We start from the raw sequence: 13,802 nt of genomic DNA, 5'->3' as shown, positions 1-13,802 counted from the left end.
GGCTTTACGTTATAAAAGCAGGATATCTAGTGTATCTTTAATGAGTCTGAAGTGCGTTTATAGTACTTTTGAACTTAGGTGGCAAAGCGGTAATACGCCCTATGATTTTAAAATCATAGGGCTTTTTTTATAAGATAAAATACTTTGGAGGTAGCGTTATGGAAGAAAAAAAGAAGGTAATATTCAGTGGAATACAACCATCTGGAAATTTAACATTAGGTAATTATTTGGGAGCACTAAAAAATTGGGTAAAACTTCAGGATGAAAATAAATATGAATGCTATTTTTGTGTAGTTGATTTGCACGCAATAACTGTTAGGCAGGAACCTAAGGATTTAAGAAGAAGAACCTTAGAGGTACTGGCAATATATTTAGCAGCAGGAATAGATCCAAAGAAAACAACATTATTCATTCAATCCCATGTATCAACACATTCTGAAGCGGCATGGCTTTTAAATTGCTTCACATATATTGGAGAGGCATCCAGAATGACACAGTTTAAAGATAAGTCTAAAAGATATGGAGAAGCTGTTAGCGTTGGACTTTTAGATTATCCGATTCTAATGGCAGCAGATATATTACTTTATAATGCTGATTTAGTTCCTGTTGGAAAGGATCAGACGCAGCATCTTGAAATGGCAAGAAATATTGCACAAAGATTTAATAATTTATATAGTCCTACATTTGTTATACCAGAAGGTTATATACCAGAAGATGGAGCAAAAATAATGGATTTACAAGAGCCAACTAAAAAAATGTCTAAGTCATCAGATAACCCTAATAGCTATATACTTATAATGGATCAACCAGAAGTAATCAGAAGAAAGATAAATAGATGTGTTACAGATAGCATTGGTGTTGTAAATTACACAGATGAACAACCAGGAATAAAGAATTTGATTACTATATTAGGAGCTATAAATGGACTTAAACCAGAAGAAATAGTTGAAAAATATAAAGGAAAAGGATATTCACAATTTAAAGAAGATGTTGCAGATGCTATAGTAGGTGAACTTGAACCTATACAGCAAAAAGTACAAAGCTTCTTAAGTGATAAAAAGTATTTGGAGAATATATATAAATCGGGTGCAGAAAAAGCTTATTATGTTTCAAATAAAGTACTGAGAAAAATGCAGAAAAAGATAGGATTCATACCAAAGGCATAATTTGAAAAGGAGCAGCTTCGTTGAGGATGCTCCTTTTATCAAATAATTTATGATTGTGATCATTCACAATTTAATATGAATTTATTTATTATGTAAGCAACCCCATCTTCTTCATTGGATTTTGTTATATAATCAGCAGCTCTTTTAGTATCATCGAAACCATTTGCCATTGCAACTCCGAGGCCGGCATATTTTATCATATGTATGTCATTACCTGCGTCACCTATACAAATAATCTCATTTCTTTTTATATTTAATTTTTGAGATAATACTTGTACACCATGTCCTTTATTTGCGTTCTTATTTAAAAATTCCAGAAAAAAAGGAGAACTTCTAAATACAGTGTATTTTTCATAAACTTCTTCTGGCAGGTGTTTCATAGCTTCGAGTAAACGAGATTCTTCTTTGACAAACATTACTTTGACTATGGGTGTAGAAGTATTTATTTCGTCTGGTTTAATTAATTTTATACCAGTTCCATTTAGACGATGTTCTAGTTTTACGTATGGATTCAATTCTTCAGTTATACATGTATCAGGCGACCAAACGTGCATTATTACATTTAATTTTTTGCTTAAGGGGTATAAATATTTAACATCATTTAAAGTGATTAGGTTTTGGTCTATAATTTCGTTCGTTTTTGTATTTTGTATTACAGCACCGTTAAAAGTTATAGCATAATCATCTTCAGTGATTAAACCTAATTCGTTTAAATATTTTTTAATACCCATCATGGGTCTGCCTGTAGCTAAAGCAATTTTTACGTTATTTAATTTAGCTTTTTGAATGGCTCTTAGATTTTCTTCAGATATAGTTTTATCTTTTCTTAATAGAGTTCCGTCCATATCAAGTGCTAATAGTTTATACATCAAATACCTCCTAATATGAAAATACAATCTAAGTATAACAGTATTATATCATTTGTATCATTTAAATTTAAGAAATATACATTAATTTTGAATTATAAAATAGAATATTAATTGAAATGATAAATATATGATGATATAATCAAATTTGTTTGGATTTATACACTATAAGTATGTTATAATGCTAATTTAATATAATTGTATGAATAGATTTTAGAGCAGTTAATAAATTAAAAAGGAGAGATAATAGTGGCAGATTTAATTAAGGAAATTGATAGAAGAAGAACTTTTGCTATAATATCTCATCCGGATGCAGGTAAAACAACTTTGACCGAGAAGTTGCTTTTATACGGGGGCGCTATAAGACTCGCAGGTTCTGTTAAGGCAAGAAAATCATCAAAGCATGCTGTATCTGATTGGATGGAGATAGAAAAACAGAGGGGAATTTCAGTTACGTCTTCTGTTATGCAATTTAATTATAATGGGTTTTGTATAAATATATTGGACACACCAGGACATCAGGATTTTAGTGAAGATACATATAGGACACTAATGGCAGCTGATAGTGCTGTCATGGTAATCGATGCTGCAAAGGGAGTAGAGGAACAGACTAAAAAATTATTCCATGTATGCAGTTTAAGAGGCATACCTATTTTTACATTTATAAATAAGATGGATAGAGAAAGTAAGGATCCGTTTGAATTACTTGAAGATATAGAGAATACTTTGGAAATAAAATCATATCCAATGAACTGGCCTATAGGTTCAGGATCAGGATTTAAAGGTGTATATGATAGAAATAAAAATTTGGTTGAATTGTTTAACGGAGGAAATCATGGGCAAACTGAAGTTGAATCAATAGAGGGTAATGTAGAGGATGATGTATTTAAGGATTTACTTGGCGATTCCCTTCATGACAAATTGAAAGAAGATATAGAACTTTTAGATGTAGCTGGAGATGAGTTTGATATAAAAAAGGTCAGGAATGCTTCTTTAACACCTGTGTTTTTTGGAAGTGCATTAACTAATTTTGGAGTAGAGCCATTCCTAGAAAAATTTTTAAAACTTACAACACCACCTCTAGCAAGACAGACAGATCAGGGTGAAATTGAAGTATATGATAATAATTTTTCAGCATTTGTATTTAAAATACAGGCTAATATGAATCCTGCTCACAGAGACAGGATTGCTTTTATGAGAATATGCTCAGGAAAGTTTAAGAAGGGTATGGAGGTTTTCCATGTTCAGGGTAAGAACAAGGTGAAACTCGCACAGCCACAACAATTTTTGGCGCAGGATAGAGAAATAGTAGAGGAAGCTTATGCAGGAGACATAATAGGTGTTTTTGATCCAGGAATTTTTAGAATAGGCGACACATTATGCACAGGCCCTAAAAAATTTAAATTTGAAGGAATACCGGTATTTGCGCCAGAGCACTTTGCAAGAGTAAAGACAATAGACACAATGAAGAGAAAACAATTTATAAAGGGAATAACAGAAATTTCTGAGGAAGGTGCTATTCAGGTTTTTAAAGAACTTAATATAGGTATAGAAGAAATAATTGTAGGTGTTGTAGGAGTTCTCCAGTTTGAAGTCCTTGAATACAGGATGAAGCATGAATATAATGTTGATGTAAAAATAGAGGGGCTTTCCTATAGGTATATAAGATGGGTAGAAGATTTGAATGATAGTATTGATAATATAGTTACAACTAGTGATACTAAACTCGTTAAAGATTTAAGTGATAGAGATATACTGATATTTCAGAGTGAATGGGCGATAGGCTGGGCGCTTGAGCATAATAAAGGGCTTACACTCTCTGATATTGGGAAATCGGAATAATTTAATAAAAAGATAACATGAAAATAAAAAAGGTTTAAACTCGTATATAGGGTTTATAAATGAAAAGTTAATCTATCCCCCGGGAGGTGCTGCCAAAATTCGGTACAATAAAAGCATTTAATGTACCTATATTTTGACAGCATCTCCCGTAGGTTAAATTAACCTTTAAATTACAAACCCTATATTATATTTTTCTATTTTTAAAGTGTATCAAGGTAATAATTTTTTATTACAGTGGATGATGTGACTTTATTTTTATAATAAATATTGTTAAGAGGTCTGCTTATAATAGCCTTACCTTTGTCCAATATTATATCAACCAATTTAACTGTTACGTAAGCTAGAATTAATCCTCCAATAACGTCTAATACCCAATGGATCTCTAAATATAAGGTTGAGAATATTACGCTTAAACAAAATAGACCCCATACATACTTAAATAATTTGTTTTTTTCACGCATAACAACAAGAAACATTGCAAATGCTATGGATGTATGCATAGAAGGAAAACAATTAAGTGTAACACCAGCTGCAGCTTGAGGACCTAAATGTCTTGCTAAACCATCAGGTTGACCAAGTACATACCAAACCTCCTGCAAGTGGAATGTCAAATAAAAAGGAGATATTAAAAATATTTGTAATAAATGCCCTGATAAGGCATATCTAATTGCTTTTTTAAAATCCTTACATATAACTGCCCTATATAATGGAATGAGTAGAGGAATAACAAAACCATTATTGTATATCATTCTTAATATCCAGGTAAGGGTTTCTGGTTTGTATATTCTAAAAATACTGCCGTCATTAAAAGGTATTTGCTGAAATATAGGGTTTAAATCTACAACTATTTTTTTACTTATTTGCCAGCTTAATATTTTTCCCCAGAATGAATAACCATGTACGCATGCATATGACACAAAGAGCATAAAGGGTACAGTCAAAACTAAAAATGGAATCCATTTCACATCTTTTCGGAGATCAGAATAAGCTGTCAAAGCTGCAAATGCCAATATAAACATGTATGCTTTGTAGTCAGCTCCGGCATTTGAATGTAATGCTATTTTTACAGCCTTATATAGACAATATAACCCTATCGGGATATAATAGTAATTATCGATTAAGTTCCAAATCTTAGATAGAATGGTCATGGATACTTTCATAGATGAATTTTTACTTAGAGTTAACATATCTATCCCCCTTCTTTTTATACAAAATAAATTATATCATATAGGCTTGGTTTAAGTATATAAAAATTATATGGAAATATAAAATAATTTTATATTTTATGTTTAAAATTAATATGTCAAAATAAAGGTTATATTTAAAATATATGTTATAAAATCTGTTATGTGAAAAAAGTACGGATTTTTCCGTACTTTTAAAGTTTATCGTGTAGTTTTCCATCTATTAAAATTAAAATCAATTATGAAAATTAATGCAGCTATTAATAACAACAGATTAATCAGATTTCCTCCAGCTTTAAAAATTAATCCTATTATAAGTGACAGTAATATAAAACCTGCAAGCCATTTAAAAAATGACATAATATCGCCTCCTGGAATTAAGCATTAATAATATGTTTAGTTTTATCTATATTGAAGAAAAATATTAAAAATCTATAATCCAAACAATATTGTATCGCTACATTTGCAAATAAATTAAATTTTAATATAATAGGATCATAGATTACAAATATGTGTTTGGAGGTTATAAAAGGTATGGAGAACAGGAATTTAACGTACAGTAGTATTAAAATAAGAGATATAGTACAGGTATCCCTTATGGCAGCATTAACTTATATTGCAACAGCTGTCATAAACATACCAAGTGGTGTTCTTGTGAGGGGCGTTGTACATTTGGGCGATTCAATGGTTTTTGTTAGTGCTATAATTTTAGGCAGAAAAAAAGCATTTTTATCATCAGGAATCGGAATGGGATTATTTGATTTACTTTCACCATATGCAATATGGGCACCATTTTCGTTTTTTATAAAAGGAATAATGGCTTATATTGCATCATCTATTGCTTATAGAAAAGAATATGATGGAAAAAATATATATAATAATATATTTGGATTTTTGATGGCTGGTATATGGATGGTAGTTGCTTATTATATATCCGGTTCATATATAGCTCATTTTACAATGAATGTAAATTTAAAAACAGCATTTGTGCTAACGATGACGCACATACCTGGCGATATTCTTCAAGTGGTAGCAGGGACAATAATTGCAGTACCTCTATCGAGAGTATTAAAAAAAGCAAATATTATAAGAAATAAATAAGAGAGGTCAAACAATTAACCTCTCTGATTTTCTCAATAATTATCTGTTTCTCATTCTATTCTTTTCAGTTTTTCTTTTCTTTCTACAATCAGGACATCTTACAGGATCATTTTCAAATCCCTTTTCTTTATAGAATTCTTGCTCACCTTCAGTAAATACGAATTCTTTTCCACAGTCTTTGCATACTATAGTCTTGTCTGCCATTATTAAATAAACCTCCTTAAATCATAGGATTAATTTATTCTTGAAAACCAACTCCCATGGTTAAGGAGATTAGTGCCTTGAAAAAATTACCCTTGGTAAATTATTAAAAGAGTGTTAACTCTTAAACATATTATAGCACATTAAAAGAAAAAAACAATATTAATTTAGGGTACTTCATATAATATAACGAGGTAGAAATTTATCAATAGACTGTTTTAAATATATGCTTTTGGTAGTACAATAATTATAATTTAGTACAGATCAATTGGAGTTGTTTTTTATGGATAGAAAGAAATTTTTAAATTTATTAAAGAAATCTGAGGGACCAAAACTTGATTTTAAGAGGCACATAGATATGGAAACAGATAGTGGAAGAAAAGAATTGGCCAAAGATGTTTGTGCAATTGCAAATTCAAGAGGGGGAAGGGGATACTTAATAATAGGAGTAGAAGATAAGACTAAAGATATAGTTGGCATTGATAATTTAGAACTTGGTGAAGAAAAAGTACAGCAGATAATAAGCTCTAGAATAGATCCACCAATACCAGTATATTTGGAATTTATAAAGTACAATGATAAGAATGTAGCTATTATAAATATTTATGATGGTCCACAAAAACCATATCAAATGAGAGACAATGGGGCATTTTATATAAGGAGAGGTTCAACAACAGATACTATGAGAAAACAAGAAATAGTTTCCGCATTACAGGATAATTTTAATTTAGAACCAGAATTATGCCCGATTTCGAGAAGTGATATGTCATGTTTGGATATGAAGCTTGTATATAAATATTTTAATTCTCAGACAATCAGTATAAATGATAAAAATGAAATTAATCTTATGGAAAATGCGTCTATAATATATAAGGATAGGGAATATAATAGATATATGGTTACTCTTGGAGGACTTCTTGTATTTTCAAAAATAAATAATATATATATACCATACAATATGGTTAAGATTGTAAGTAAATTCAATAACGATATTGATATTATAATTCAAGGAGATTTATTATCTATACTTTATAAAAGTGATTTAGCACTAAGCAAGATACTTCCACATTCATATCCGCTTAGCGCAGTTAATGAAGGAATAAAAAATGCTGTGCTTTATAGAGATTATACTATTTATGATAAGGTGATAGAAGTGGAAGTAGATTATAGAAGTATTGTTATAAAGAGTCCCGGTGTGTTAATAAAAAATAAAAGTTTAAATTCTGTTGACTATTTAAAACGAAATGTATGGATATATGAAAAGATGATAACTCTTGATAATAAGGATGTATTCTTAAATTCAAATAATGGATTTAAAAGAATGAGAAAGGCATTTAGAAATAAGGGAAGAGTATATTTTGTAAATTCTTTTAAAGAAAATGAATTTAAGGTTATATACCCTGGAGTGAATAAATTTAAATAGTCTTTAAAAGATTTAATAATGAATTCCCAAAATTAGAAAATAATATGGTAATCATATTGAAAAAGTATTCTGAATATTATATAATTTATTTATAGATATAACCTAAATATAATTAAGAGGTGATTAAAAATGATTCATGTAAATTGCAATAAAAGGGGTTCAGGAAAGACAAAAATACTGATTGATATGGCCAATAAAATTATTTCTAAAAGTGAGGGAAATATCGTCTATATAGATGATGATAAAAGACCACTTTTGGAACTTGATAGGAGGATTAGGTTTATTACCACATCTGAATTTAATTTAACAAATCAGGAAACTTTTTATGGATTCTTGTGCGGCATACTTTCAGAAGACTACGATATTGATACAATTTTTATTGATGGATTGTTTAATATTGTACAGGGTAGTCTTCAGGATGCGGCACATTTATTTTATTTAATAGAAAAACTATCTGAAGAAAATGAAGTGGATTTCTATATAAATATAAATGGAGATGAAAAAATACCTGAATTTATAATGAAATATGTTGCTTGATACCCTAAGGCAAGATAAATAAAATGTTATCACTATACAGATACTGAATTTGATTTACCTCTTCGAATAAATATAGTTAGGAATTATTGAAATAAAGATAAGATGGTTACTATTTGTATAATATAAGCAGTATATAATGTAAGTATTCAAAATGTATCTACTGATATGTGTTTTTAAAAGCATATGTCAGTTTTTCTTATTGTATAAGTTTTAATAAAAAAGTTGTGCTCATATGAAATGGTGTGTAGTAAATAAGCAGTTAAATTTATACTATTATAATAGTGTAAATTAACTGTTTATTTTTATGCCATGATGTTGCGTTTCCACATTATTAAGGCATCCTCTTTATTATCTCTGTAGTATCCTTTTCTTATGCCCTCCTCAATAAAACCATACTTATAATAAAGGTTTTGTGCAATGATATTAGATTTCCTGACTTCTAAAGTCATGCAGTTGACTGATTCTATCTTGCAAAGTTCTATAAGTGACTTTAAAAGCATATTTCCTGCACCAATACCTCTGTAATTTGGGTGTACTGCTATATTTGTTATATGGGCCTCATCTAAGATTATCCACATTCCTGCATAGCCTATTATATCACTACCTTTTTTTGCAACCAAATATCTCGAAAATGAGTTGTTTTCTATTTCGCTTTCAAATGACTTCCTGCTCCAGGGTGTTGGAAAACTTAAAGAGTCTATTATAAGTATGCTTTCAATATGTTCTCTTTTAAAGGAGAGTATTTCAATATTACTATTCATTTACTTTAGACTCTAACTTTTTTTCATATTCTCTTTCTGCCTGAGACTTTCTTATGTAAAGTGGAGAAAAAGTATATAAGTCATCACTTGAACCTGACTTTAAAAGTTTTAAACCTATTTCACCAAGGGCAGATGCTTTTACAACATTAAGATTATTTGGAGCAAAGAGGACATCCTCCATTTCTTGAATAATTATTTTTTTATATTTATATGTTGCGTCTCCTATGAAACATACTGGAGAATTATATTTTTTTATTAATGACATTAATTTCTCAACAGAAATTATCATGTAATCACTTATTTTTTCTAGATTTCCATTTGAAAAAGTAAATAGAGCTGTATAAACATTTCCCCTTAATGCATCCATTATAGGACATATGATTCCATCTGTATAAGCCATATTGTAAGCAAGTGCATCTAAAGAAGAGACACTTATAAATGGTTTTCCTGTACCATGAGATAAGCCTTTTATTGTTGATATTCCTATTCTGAGGCCTGTAAATGAACCGGGACCTTTTGAAACAACAAAACCGTCTATTTCATTTATATCTAAATTTAAATTCTTTAATAAATTATCTATTATTGGCATTAGTATTACCGAATGCTGTTTTTTATAGTTAAAGGTTATCTCACCTAAAAGTTTATCATCGGTAATTATTGCACATGTAGCTGATTCCGTGGCTGAATCCAAACTTAAAATTTTCATATTTAATTTAGCTCCTTTATATAATTATATCTACTGCCATTATATTTTATTATTATTTTTCTGAAGTTTATATTATCCTCAGGTATCTTTTTTATTTCTATGCTTATGTGTTCGTCCGGAATTAATTCTCGTATAAAACTTGACCATTCTATTATGCTTACTGCATCGCTAAAAATGTATTCATCAAAACCTATCGCCTCTATTTCATCGGGATCATTTACTCTATAAACATCAAAATGATATAATTTTAATCTTCCTTCATATTCGTTTACTATATTAAATGTAGGACTTGTTATTTCGTCAGTTATGTTAAGCCCTTTTGCTAATCCTTTTGTAAAATGTGTTTTACCTGTGCCAAGGTCACCATTTAAACATATAATATCACCCTGGTTAAGTAAGTTTCCTAATTTAATTCCAAGTTCTACAGTTTCTGTTACTGATTTTGTAATAAACTCCATAAAAGTCACCTCATATGATATTTCTAAAACTCTTATTATATTTTAGCATAATTATAATTTATGTAAAATATATATGAAGTTGTTCTGCAATATGTTCTGAATAAGATGATATTATTGTTTTATAATGTATATAAAAATTATATATTTGCATTACAAAGTTATATTATGTAAAATATAGTTTGTATATTTATATTTTTATAGTAAGAGGTGGATAATTTGAAAAAGACTATTTCAATATTCCTCATGATATATATATTAATATTTACTGGATGTGAATACAGAACTCAAAGTGATAAAATGAATGCTAAAGATAATGTAACTCAAATGGAAATGAGAAAAGATACGGAACTTAATATAGTAACTACTGATAAGTTATTATATTATACAGTTAAAGATATAGTAAAAGATAGACACAACATAAGTTATATATTTAAAAATAGATCTGATGAGTTGAATTTTAAATTTACGAATGACAGTTTAAATAATATTGCTAAAAACGATTTACTTATTTATATGGGAGTCGGCTTTGAACCATGGATTGATAGTTTTGTTGATAAATTAAATAAAAGTAATGTTAGTCCTATAAATGTATCAAGAGGAGTCAAAATTATTTCATATGACAAAGAAGTCAAGGTAAATGATACTGTAATTAGAAATAATCCATATTATTTAATGAATATGGATAACTACAGGGTAGTACTTATGAATATAAAAAATTCCATAGAAGATAGAGACCCTAAAAATAGGGATATTTATGAAAAAAATTTTGCAGCTACTTTGAAAAATATTGATGACTATAAGAAGCAATTAAATAGTATAACTGATAGTTTAAGTGGATATACTTTCTTGACAAGTGAAGATGGACTAAATTATTTTACAAGGAATAGTGGGCTCAATACGATAGATATGAATAAGGATATAAGCGATAAAAGTGAATTGGATTCTAGAATTAAAAGTTCGGATAATATAGTTTTTTTGTATAACAGCAGCAGTGCATTAAAAGATAATGAAGATATTATAAAAAAATATAATATGAAGACATTAAATATGATGATTTATGATGGCCAAAGTTCCTATGATGATTGTGTTAAATATAATTTGAATAGTTTTAAGAATTTTTACAGCAGTATACAATCAGATAAAAAGTAAATATAATAAAGACTTGTGATTACTTAGTTATAGGGTTTGTAATTCGAGGCTTACGTATAACTTAAACCTGGAATTACAAACCCTATAGATATAACTATCTCAATTCATGACAATGAAATTTAGATTTTCAGAAGTATCATTATTTATTATGAAATACCTCTCACAATTAAATTATTAAATCATATTATATTGTATAAGCCACATTAACAAAGGAGGTTACAATATAATATGAATTCATTAACTTGTCATGATGATTATGATCTTAGAAAATGTATAACAGATAATAATAGATGCTATCAAAAGCCAGAATGCTGTCATAAGGAACCTAGTAAGGTTATTTTAGGATGTGGAACTGGTGGAGCAGGTCCGCTTCCAATTATAGCTATAGGTGATCTTACAGCACCTATACCAGTAGTTAGTACTACTTTAGATATGGCTAATTTATGTACTCCTCAGACACGTTTGGTTTTTACTTCTCAAATTAATATTCCAGTTGCAGCAGCTGTTACATTAAATTTCAATGTATTTAAATCTTGTGATGGAGGAACACCACAGCAAATAGGATCAACATTTACTTTTTCACTTGCTGTTGGGGTTGTTGAATCCACATCCTTTAGTTTTCAACTATGTGATGTTGGGTGCTGTCAGAAATGCTGTACCTATTCAGTAGAGTTAGCACCAACTACAATAACAGCTGATGCTGGAGTAACTATAACGAATGCAACACTCACTGCTTTAGCAGTAGAGAGCTGTAATTAATTATAGTATATTTTATAAATAATATATTTAGATATTCCAACTTATTTACTGAGTTGGAATATCTTTATATGGGTAATAAAAAATGCTTTCACGAAATCGTGAAAGCATTGATATCTGGCAGGGGTAGTAGGTCTCGAACCTACAACCACATGTAATAGAGAATTATTTGTGATTGTCACCTGCGTATTTTGATGTATTTAGTACATCATTAACTAAATCTGTAAAAGCTTTCTTTAAGTGTTTTGAAAAATAGTTTTTATTAAGGTCATTTGTACTTGTATACTCTAAAATTTCATCTTTAAGTTTTAGAGTAGATGGGTCATTGCATAACAAAACGAGATCTTCAAGTTTATCCACTATTGAATCAAGACCTATTTTTGTAAGAGCTTTAAGTTTATTTATATCTTTAAGTGTATCCATGGATATAGAATCTATGTATTTAACGTTCTGAAGGGAACTTTCTGTGTTATAGCATAAAACTTTATTCTCCATTTCATCATAAAAACTTTTCAGTATATCTACAGCTTTAGTTATGAGATACAGAAAATCCAGGTTTATTTCATACTGCTTTTTTTCATTATTAAAATTTGTGAAAATATCAGAAGTATAATTTGATAGCAAAAAATACACTGCCTTTTTCATATTGTCAGGGTAATTTTTTATAAGCTTTTCAATGTTTTGCTTTGAAAGATATTTAGAAAAATATTCAAAGTTAATTTCATCTATACTTACAGAGTCAGTTTTACCAAGCAAATAATCTGTTGGAACGTCAAAATACTGTGCTATTTTTATAAGCATTCTAATTGATGGGTCCCTGCCGTTCTCCCAGTAAGATATAGTCTGTGTATATATTTTAGAATTACTACTTAAGTCTGTATTGAGTTTATTTAATTCATCTGCTAGTTCCTTTTGAGTTAAACCTTTAGACTCACGGAGCTGTTTAAGTCTATCTTTAAATTCCATTTTATAATCCTCCTATGAACATAGTATATCATAAAATCATTAAATTTGTAAATAAGTTATTCATAAAATTATTGTCAATCATCAAAGTAGTGATAGAATTAAATTTTAAAATCAATAAATTAGTAAAAAGATATTATCATTAAAAGGGGGAGCGGATGATTATATGTTGTACAAATTAAAGGCTAAAAGGGTTGAAAAGGGTATAAAGCAGGTAATACTTTCAAAACAACTTGGTATAACACCTCAGTATTTAGGAAAAATAGAAAAAGGCGAAGTTGAACCTAGGAGAGATCTGATGAAAAGGATTGCAGAACTTTTAGGGGAAGATGTGAAGGAACTGTTCTTTAAATAATATTTATTATGGCTGGAGGGATTGAAATGGAAGAGTATAAAACAGCCGACATGATGAGACATGATAAGAAAAAAGTGATGACAGTATCCCAGTTTATGGAGGAATACTGTATAGGTCATAACAAAGCATATGAGTTAATACACTGTAGAGATTTCCCTGTGGTTTTCTGCGGCAGGAAAGCACTTATCATAAGAAATAAAGTTGATGAATGGTTTTTAGGACATTTAGGTGAGAGATTTTGATAGGTATGTTTCTTTATAGTTTATATGTGACAGATGAAATGTTTTTAGTCAGAATATCGAAAATAATACAGAAATATCTTACAATGAAATCA

17 protein-coding genes are annotated in these 13,802 nt (G+C 29.2%); 9 read left to right on the top strand and 8 right to left on the bottom strand.

The genetic code is table 11. From position 1 onward, the window contains the following. Window positions 1-158: 158 nt before the first annotated feature. Window positions 159-1,166: a tryptophan--tRNA ligase gene (gene trpS, locus D4Z93_RS10015; protein ID WP_119973192.1), complete on the top strand. Its 1,008-nt coding sequence runs from the start codon at window positions 159-161 to the stop codon at window positions 1,164-1,166. A 59-nt stretch (window positions 1,167-1,225) separates the two neighbouring features. On the opposite strand, the gene D4Z93_RS10010 is transcribed toward trpS, so the two are convergent. Further along, window positions 1,226-2,035, bottom strand: a complete 810-nt coding sequence (locus D4Z93_RS10010; protein WP_119973190.1) for a Cof-type HAD-IIB family hydrolase — start codon at window positions 2,033-2,035, stop codon at window positions 1,226-1,228. 246 nt (window positions 2,036-2,281) lie between these two features. Here D4Z93_RS10010 and D4Z93_RS10005 point away from each other — a divergent pair, with 246 nt between their 5' ends. Beyond that, a complete protein-coding gene (locus tag D4Z93_RS10005) occupies window positions 2,282-3,874 on the top strand; it encodes a peptide chain release factor 3 (RefSeq protein WP_119973188.1) in 1,593 nt (530 codons plus the stop codon). A gap of 200 nt (window positions 3,875-4,074) precedes the next feature. Here the strand turns inward: D4Z93_RS10005 and D4Z93_RS10000 are convergent, their stop codons facing one another. Both D4Z93_RS10000 and D4Z93_RS13230 read right to left on the bottom strand, forming a co-directional pair. Continuing rightward, complete coding sequence (locus tag D4Z93_RS10000; protein WP_243105930.1) at window positions 4,075-5,061, bottom strand: phosphatase PAP2 family protein; 987 nt, start codon at window positions 5,059-5,061, stop codon at window positions 4,075-4,077. Between the two features lie 198 nt (window positions 5,062-5,259). Further along, complete coding sequence (locus tag D4Z93_RS13230) at window positions 5,260-5,418, bottom strand: hypothetical protein (protein ID WP_162920294.1); 159 nt, start codon at window positions 5,416-5,418, stop codon at window positions 5,260-5,262. Between the two features lie 174 nt (window positions 5,419-5,592). Between D4Z93_RS13230 and D4Z93_RS09995 the strand changes: the two genes are divergently transcribed. Next, window positions 5,593-6,159 carry an ECF transporter S component gene (locus D4Z93_RS09995; protein WP_119973186.1) on the top strand — a complete coding sequence of 189 codons (567 nt, stop codon included), beginning with the start codon at window positions 5,593-5,595 and terminating at the stop codon, window positions 6,157-6,159. 39 nt (window positions 6,160-6,198) lie between these two features. On the opposite strand, the gene D4Z93_RS09990 is transcribed toward D4Z93_RS09995, so the two are convergent. Further along, window positions 6,199-6,363, bottom strand: a complete 165-nt coding sequence (locus D4Z93_RS09990) for a zinc-ribbon domain-containing protein (RefSeq protein WP_119973184.1) — start codon at window positions 6,361-6,363, stop codon at window positions 6,199-6,201. 280 nt (window positions 6,364-6,643) lie between these two features. On the opposite strand from D4Z93_RS09990, the gene D4Z93_RS09985 reads away from it, so the two are divergent. Both D4Z93_RS09985 and D4Z93_RS09980 read left to right on the top strand, forming a co-directional pair. After that, window positions 6,644-7,783, top strand: coding sequence for an AlbA family DNA-binding domain-containing protein (locus D4Z93_RS09985; protein WP_119973183.1), 1,140 nt, complete (start codon window positions 6,644-6,646; stop codon window positions 7,781-7,783). Between the two features lie 129 nt (window positions 7,784-7,912). Next, window positions 7,913-8,320 (top strand): hypothetical protein, encoded by a 408-nt coding sequence (locus tag D4Z93_RS09980; RefSeq protein ID WP_119973181.1) that lies wholly within the window; start codon window positions 7,913-7,915, stop codon window positions 8,318-8,320. A gap of 302 nt (window positions 8,321-8,622) precedes the next feature. Here the strand turns inward: D4Z93_RS09980 and rimI are convergent, their stop codons facing one another. The 3 genes from rimI to tsaE are packed head-to-tail and all read right to left on the bottom strand — an operon-like array spanning window position 8,623 to window position 10,245. Beyond that, a complete protein-coding gene (gene rimI, locus D4Z93_RS09975) occupies window positions 8,623-9,081 on the bottom strand; it encodes a ribosomal protein S18-alanine N-acetyltransferase (RefSeq protein ID WP_119973179.1) in 459 nt (152 codons plus the stop codon). Then, on the bottom strand, window positions 9,074-9,787 hold the full coding sequence (tsaB, locus tag D4Z93_RS09970) for a tRNA (adenosine(37)-N6)-threonylcarbamoyltransferase complex dimerization subunit type 1 TsaB (protein WP_119973177.1): 714 nt from the start codon (window positions 9,785-9,787) through the stop codon (window positions 9,074-9,076). Before tsaB ends, rimI begins: the two co-directional genes overlap by 8 nt. 2 nt (window positions 9,788-9,789) lie before the next feature. Continuing rightward, window positions 9,790-10,245: a tRNA (adenosine(37)-N6)-threonylcarbamoyltransferase complex ATPase subunit type 1 TsaE gene (gene tsaE / locus D4Z93_RS09965; protein ID WP_119973175.1), complete on the bottom strand. Its 456-nt coding sequence runs from the start codon at window positions 10,243-10,245 to the stop codon at window positions 9,790-9,792. Window positions 10,246-10,461: 216 nt separating this feature from the next. Here tsaE and D4Z93_RS09960 point away from each other — a divergent pair, with 216 nt between their 5' ends. Then, a complete protein-coding gene (locus D4Z93_RS09960) occupies window positions 10,462-11,394 on the top strand; it encodes a metal ABC transporter substrate-binding protein (RefSeq protein WP_119973174.1) in 933 nt (310 codons plus the stop codon). Between the two features lie 228 nt (window positions 11,395-11,622). Beyond that, window positions 11,623-12,153, top strand: a complete 531-nt coding sequence (locus D4Z93_RS09955; protein ID WP_119973172.1) for a DUF4489 domain-containing protein — start codon at window positions 11,623-11,625, stop codon at window positions 12,151-12,153. 162 nt (window positions 12,154-12,315) lie between these two features. Here D4Z93_RS09955 and D4Z93_RS09950 read toward each other — a convergent pair whose 3' ends face one another. After that, window positions 12,316-13,116, bottom strand: coding sequence for a helix-turn-helix domain-containing protein (locus D4Z93_RS09950; protein ID WP_119973170.1), 801 nt, complete (start codon window positions 13,114-13,116; stop codon window positions 12,316-12,318). A 163-nt stretch (window positions 13,117-13,279) separates the two neighbouring features. Here D4Z93_RS09950 and D4Z93_RS09945 point away from each other — a divergent pair, with 163 nt between their 5' ends. Both D4Z93_RS09945 and D4Z93_RS09940 read left to right on the top strand, forming a co-directional pair. Then, window positions 13,280-13,468, top strand: a complete 189-nt coding sequence (locus D4Z93_RS09945; RefSeq protein WP_119973169.1) for a helix-turn-helix transcriptional regulator — start codon at window positions 13,280-13,282, stop codon at window positions 13,466-13,468. Between the two features lie 26 nt (window positions 13,469-13,494). Then, a complete protein-coding gene (locus tag D4Z93_RS09940) occupies window positions 13,495-13,710 on the top strand; it encodes a DNA-binding protein (protein WP_119973167.1) in 216 nt (71 codons plus the stop codon). Window positions 13,711-13,802: the final 92 nt, after the last annotated feature.

This window comes from Clostridium fermenticellae (assembly GCF_003600355.1).
Taxonomy (GTDB): domain Bacteria; phylum Bacillota; class Clostridia; order Clostridiales; family Clostridiaceae; genus Clostridium_AV; species Clostridium_AV fermenticellae.
This window is presented reverse-complemented; position numbering and strand designations above follow the sequence as displayed.

What these genes read in the sequence shown, in the direction of transcription:
- trpS (WP_119973192.1), top strand. Translation starts at nt 159, where the DNA reads ATGGAAGAAAAAAAGAAGGTAATATTCAGTGGAATACAACCATCTGGA.
- D4Z93_RS10010 (WP_119973190.1), bottom strand. Translation starts at nt 2,035, where the DNA reads ATGTATAAACTATTAGCACTTGATATGGACGGAACTCTATTAAGAAAA.
- D4Z93_RS10000 (WP_243105930.1), bottom strand. Translation starts at nt 5,061, where the DNA reads ATGTTAACTCTAAGTAAAAATTCATCTATGAAAGTATCCATGACCATT.
- D4Z93_RS13230 (WP_162920294.1), bottom strand. Translation starts at nt 5,418, where the DNA reads ATGTCATTTTTTAAATGGCTTGCAGGTTTTATATTACTGTCACTTATA.
- D4Z93_RS09995 (WP_119973186.1), top strand. Translation starts at nt 5,593, where the DNA reads ATGGAGAACAGGAATTTAACGTACAGTAGTATTAAAATAAGAGATATA.
- D4Z93_RS09990 (WP_119973184.1), bottom strand. Translation starts at nt 6,363, where the DNA reads ATGGCAGACAAGACTATAGTATGCAAAGACTGTGGAAAAGAATTCGTA.
- D4Z93_RS09985 (WP_119973183.1), top strand. Translation starts at nt 6,644, where the DNA reads ATGGATAGAAAGAAATTTTTAAATTTATTAAAGAAATCTGAGGGACCA.
- D4Z93_RS09980 (WP_119973181.1), top strand. Translation starts at nt 7,913, where the DNA reads ATGATTCATGTAAATTGCAATAAAAGGGGTTCAGGAAAGACAAAAATA.
- rimI (WP_119973179.1), bottom strand. Translation starts at nt 9,081, where the DNA reads ATGAATAGTAATATTGAAATACTCTCCTTTAAAAGAGAACATATTGAA.
- tsaB (WP_119973177.1), bottom strand. Translation starts at nt 9,787, where the DNA reads ATGAAAATTTTAAGTTTGGATTCAGCCACGGAATCAGCTACATGTGCA.
- tsaE (WP_119973175.1), bottom strand. Translation starts at nt 10,245, where the DNA reads ATGGAGTTTATTACAAAATCAGTAACAGAAACTGTAGAACTTGGAATT.
- D4Z93_RS09955 (WP_119973172.1), top strand. Translation starts at nt 11,623, where the DNA reads ATGAATTCATTAACTTGTCATGATGATTATGATCTTAGAAAATGTATA.
- D4Z93_RS09950 (WP_119973170.1), bottom strand. Translation starts at nt 13,116, where the DNA reads ATGGAATTTAAAGATAGACTTAAACAGCTCCGTGAGTCTAAAGGTTTA.
- D4Z93_RS09945 (WP_119973169.1), top strand. Translation starts at nt 13,280, where the DNA reads ATGTTGTACAAATTAAAGGCTAAAAGGGTTGAAAAGGGTATAAAGCAG.
- D4Z93_RS09940 (WP_119973167.1), top strand. Translation starts at nt 13,495, where the DNA reads ATGGAAGAGTATAAAACAGCCGACATGATGAGACATGATAAGAAAAAA.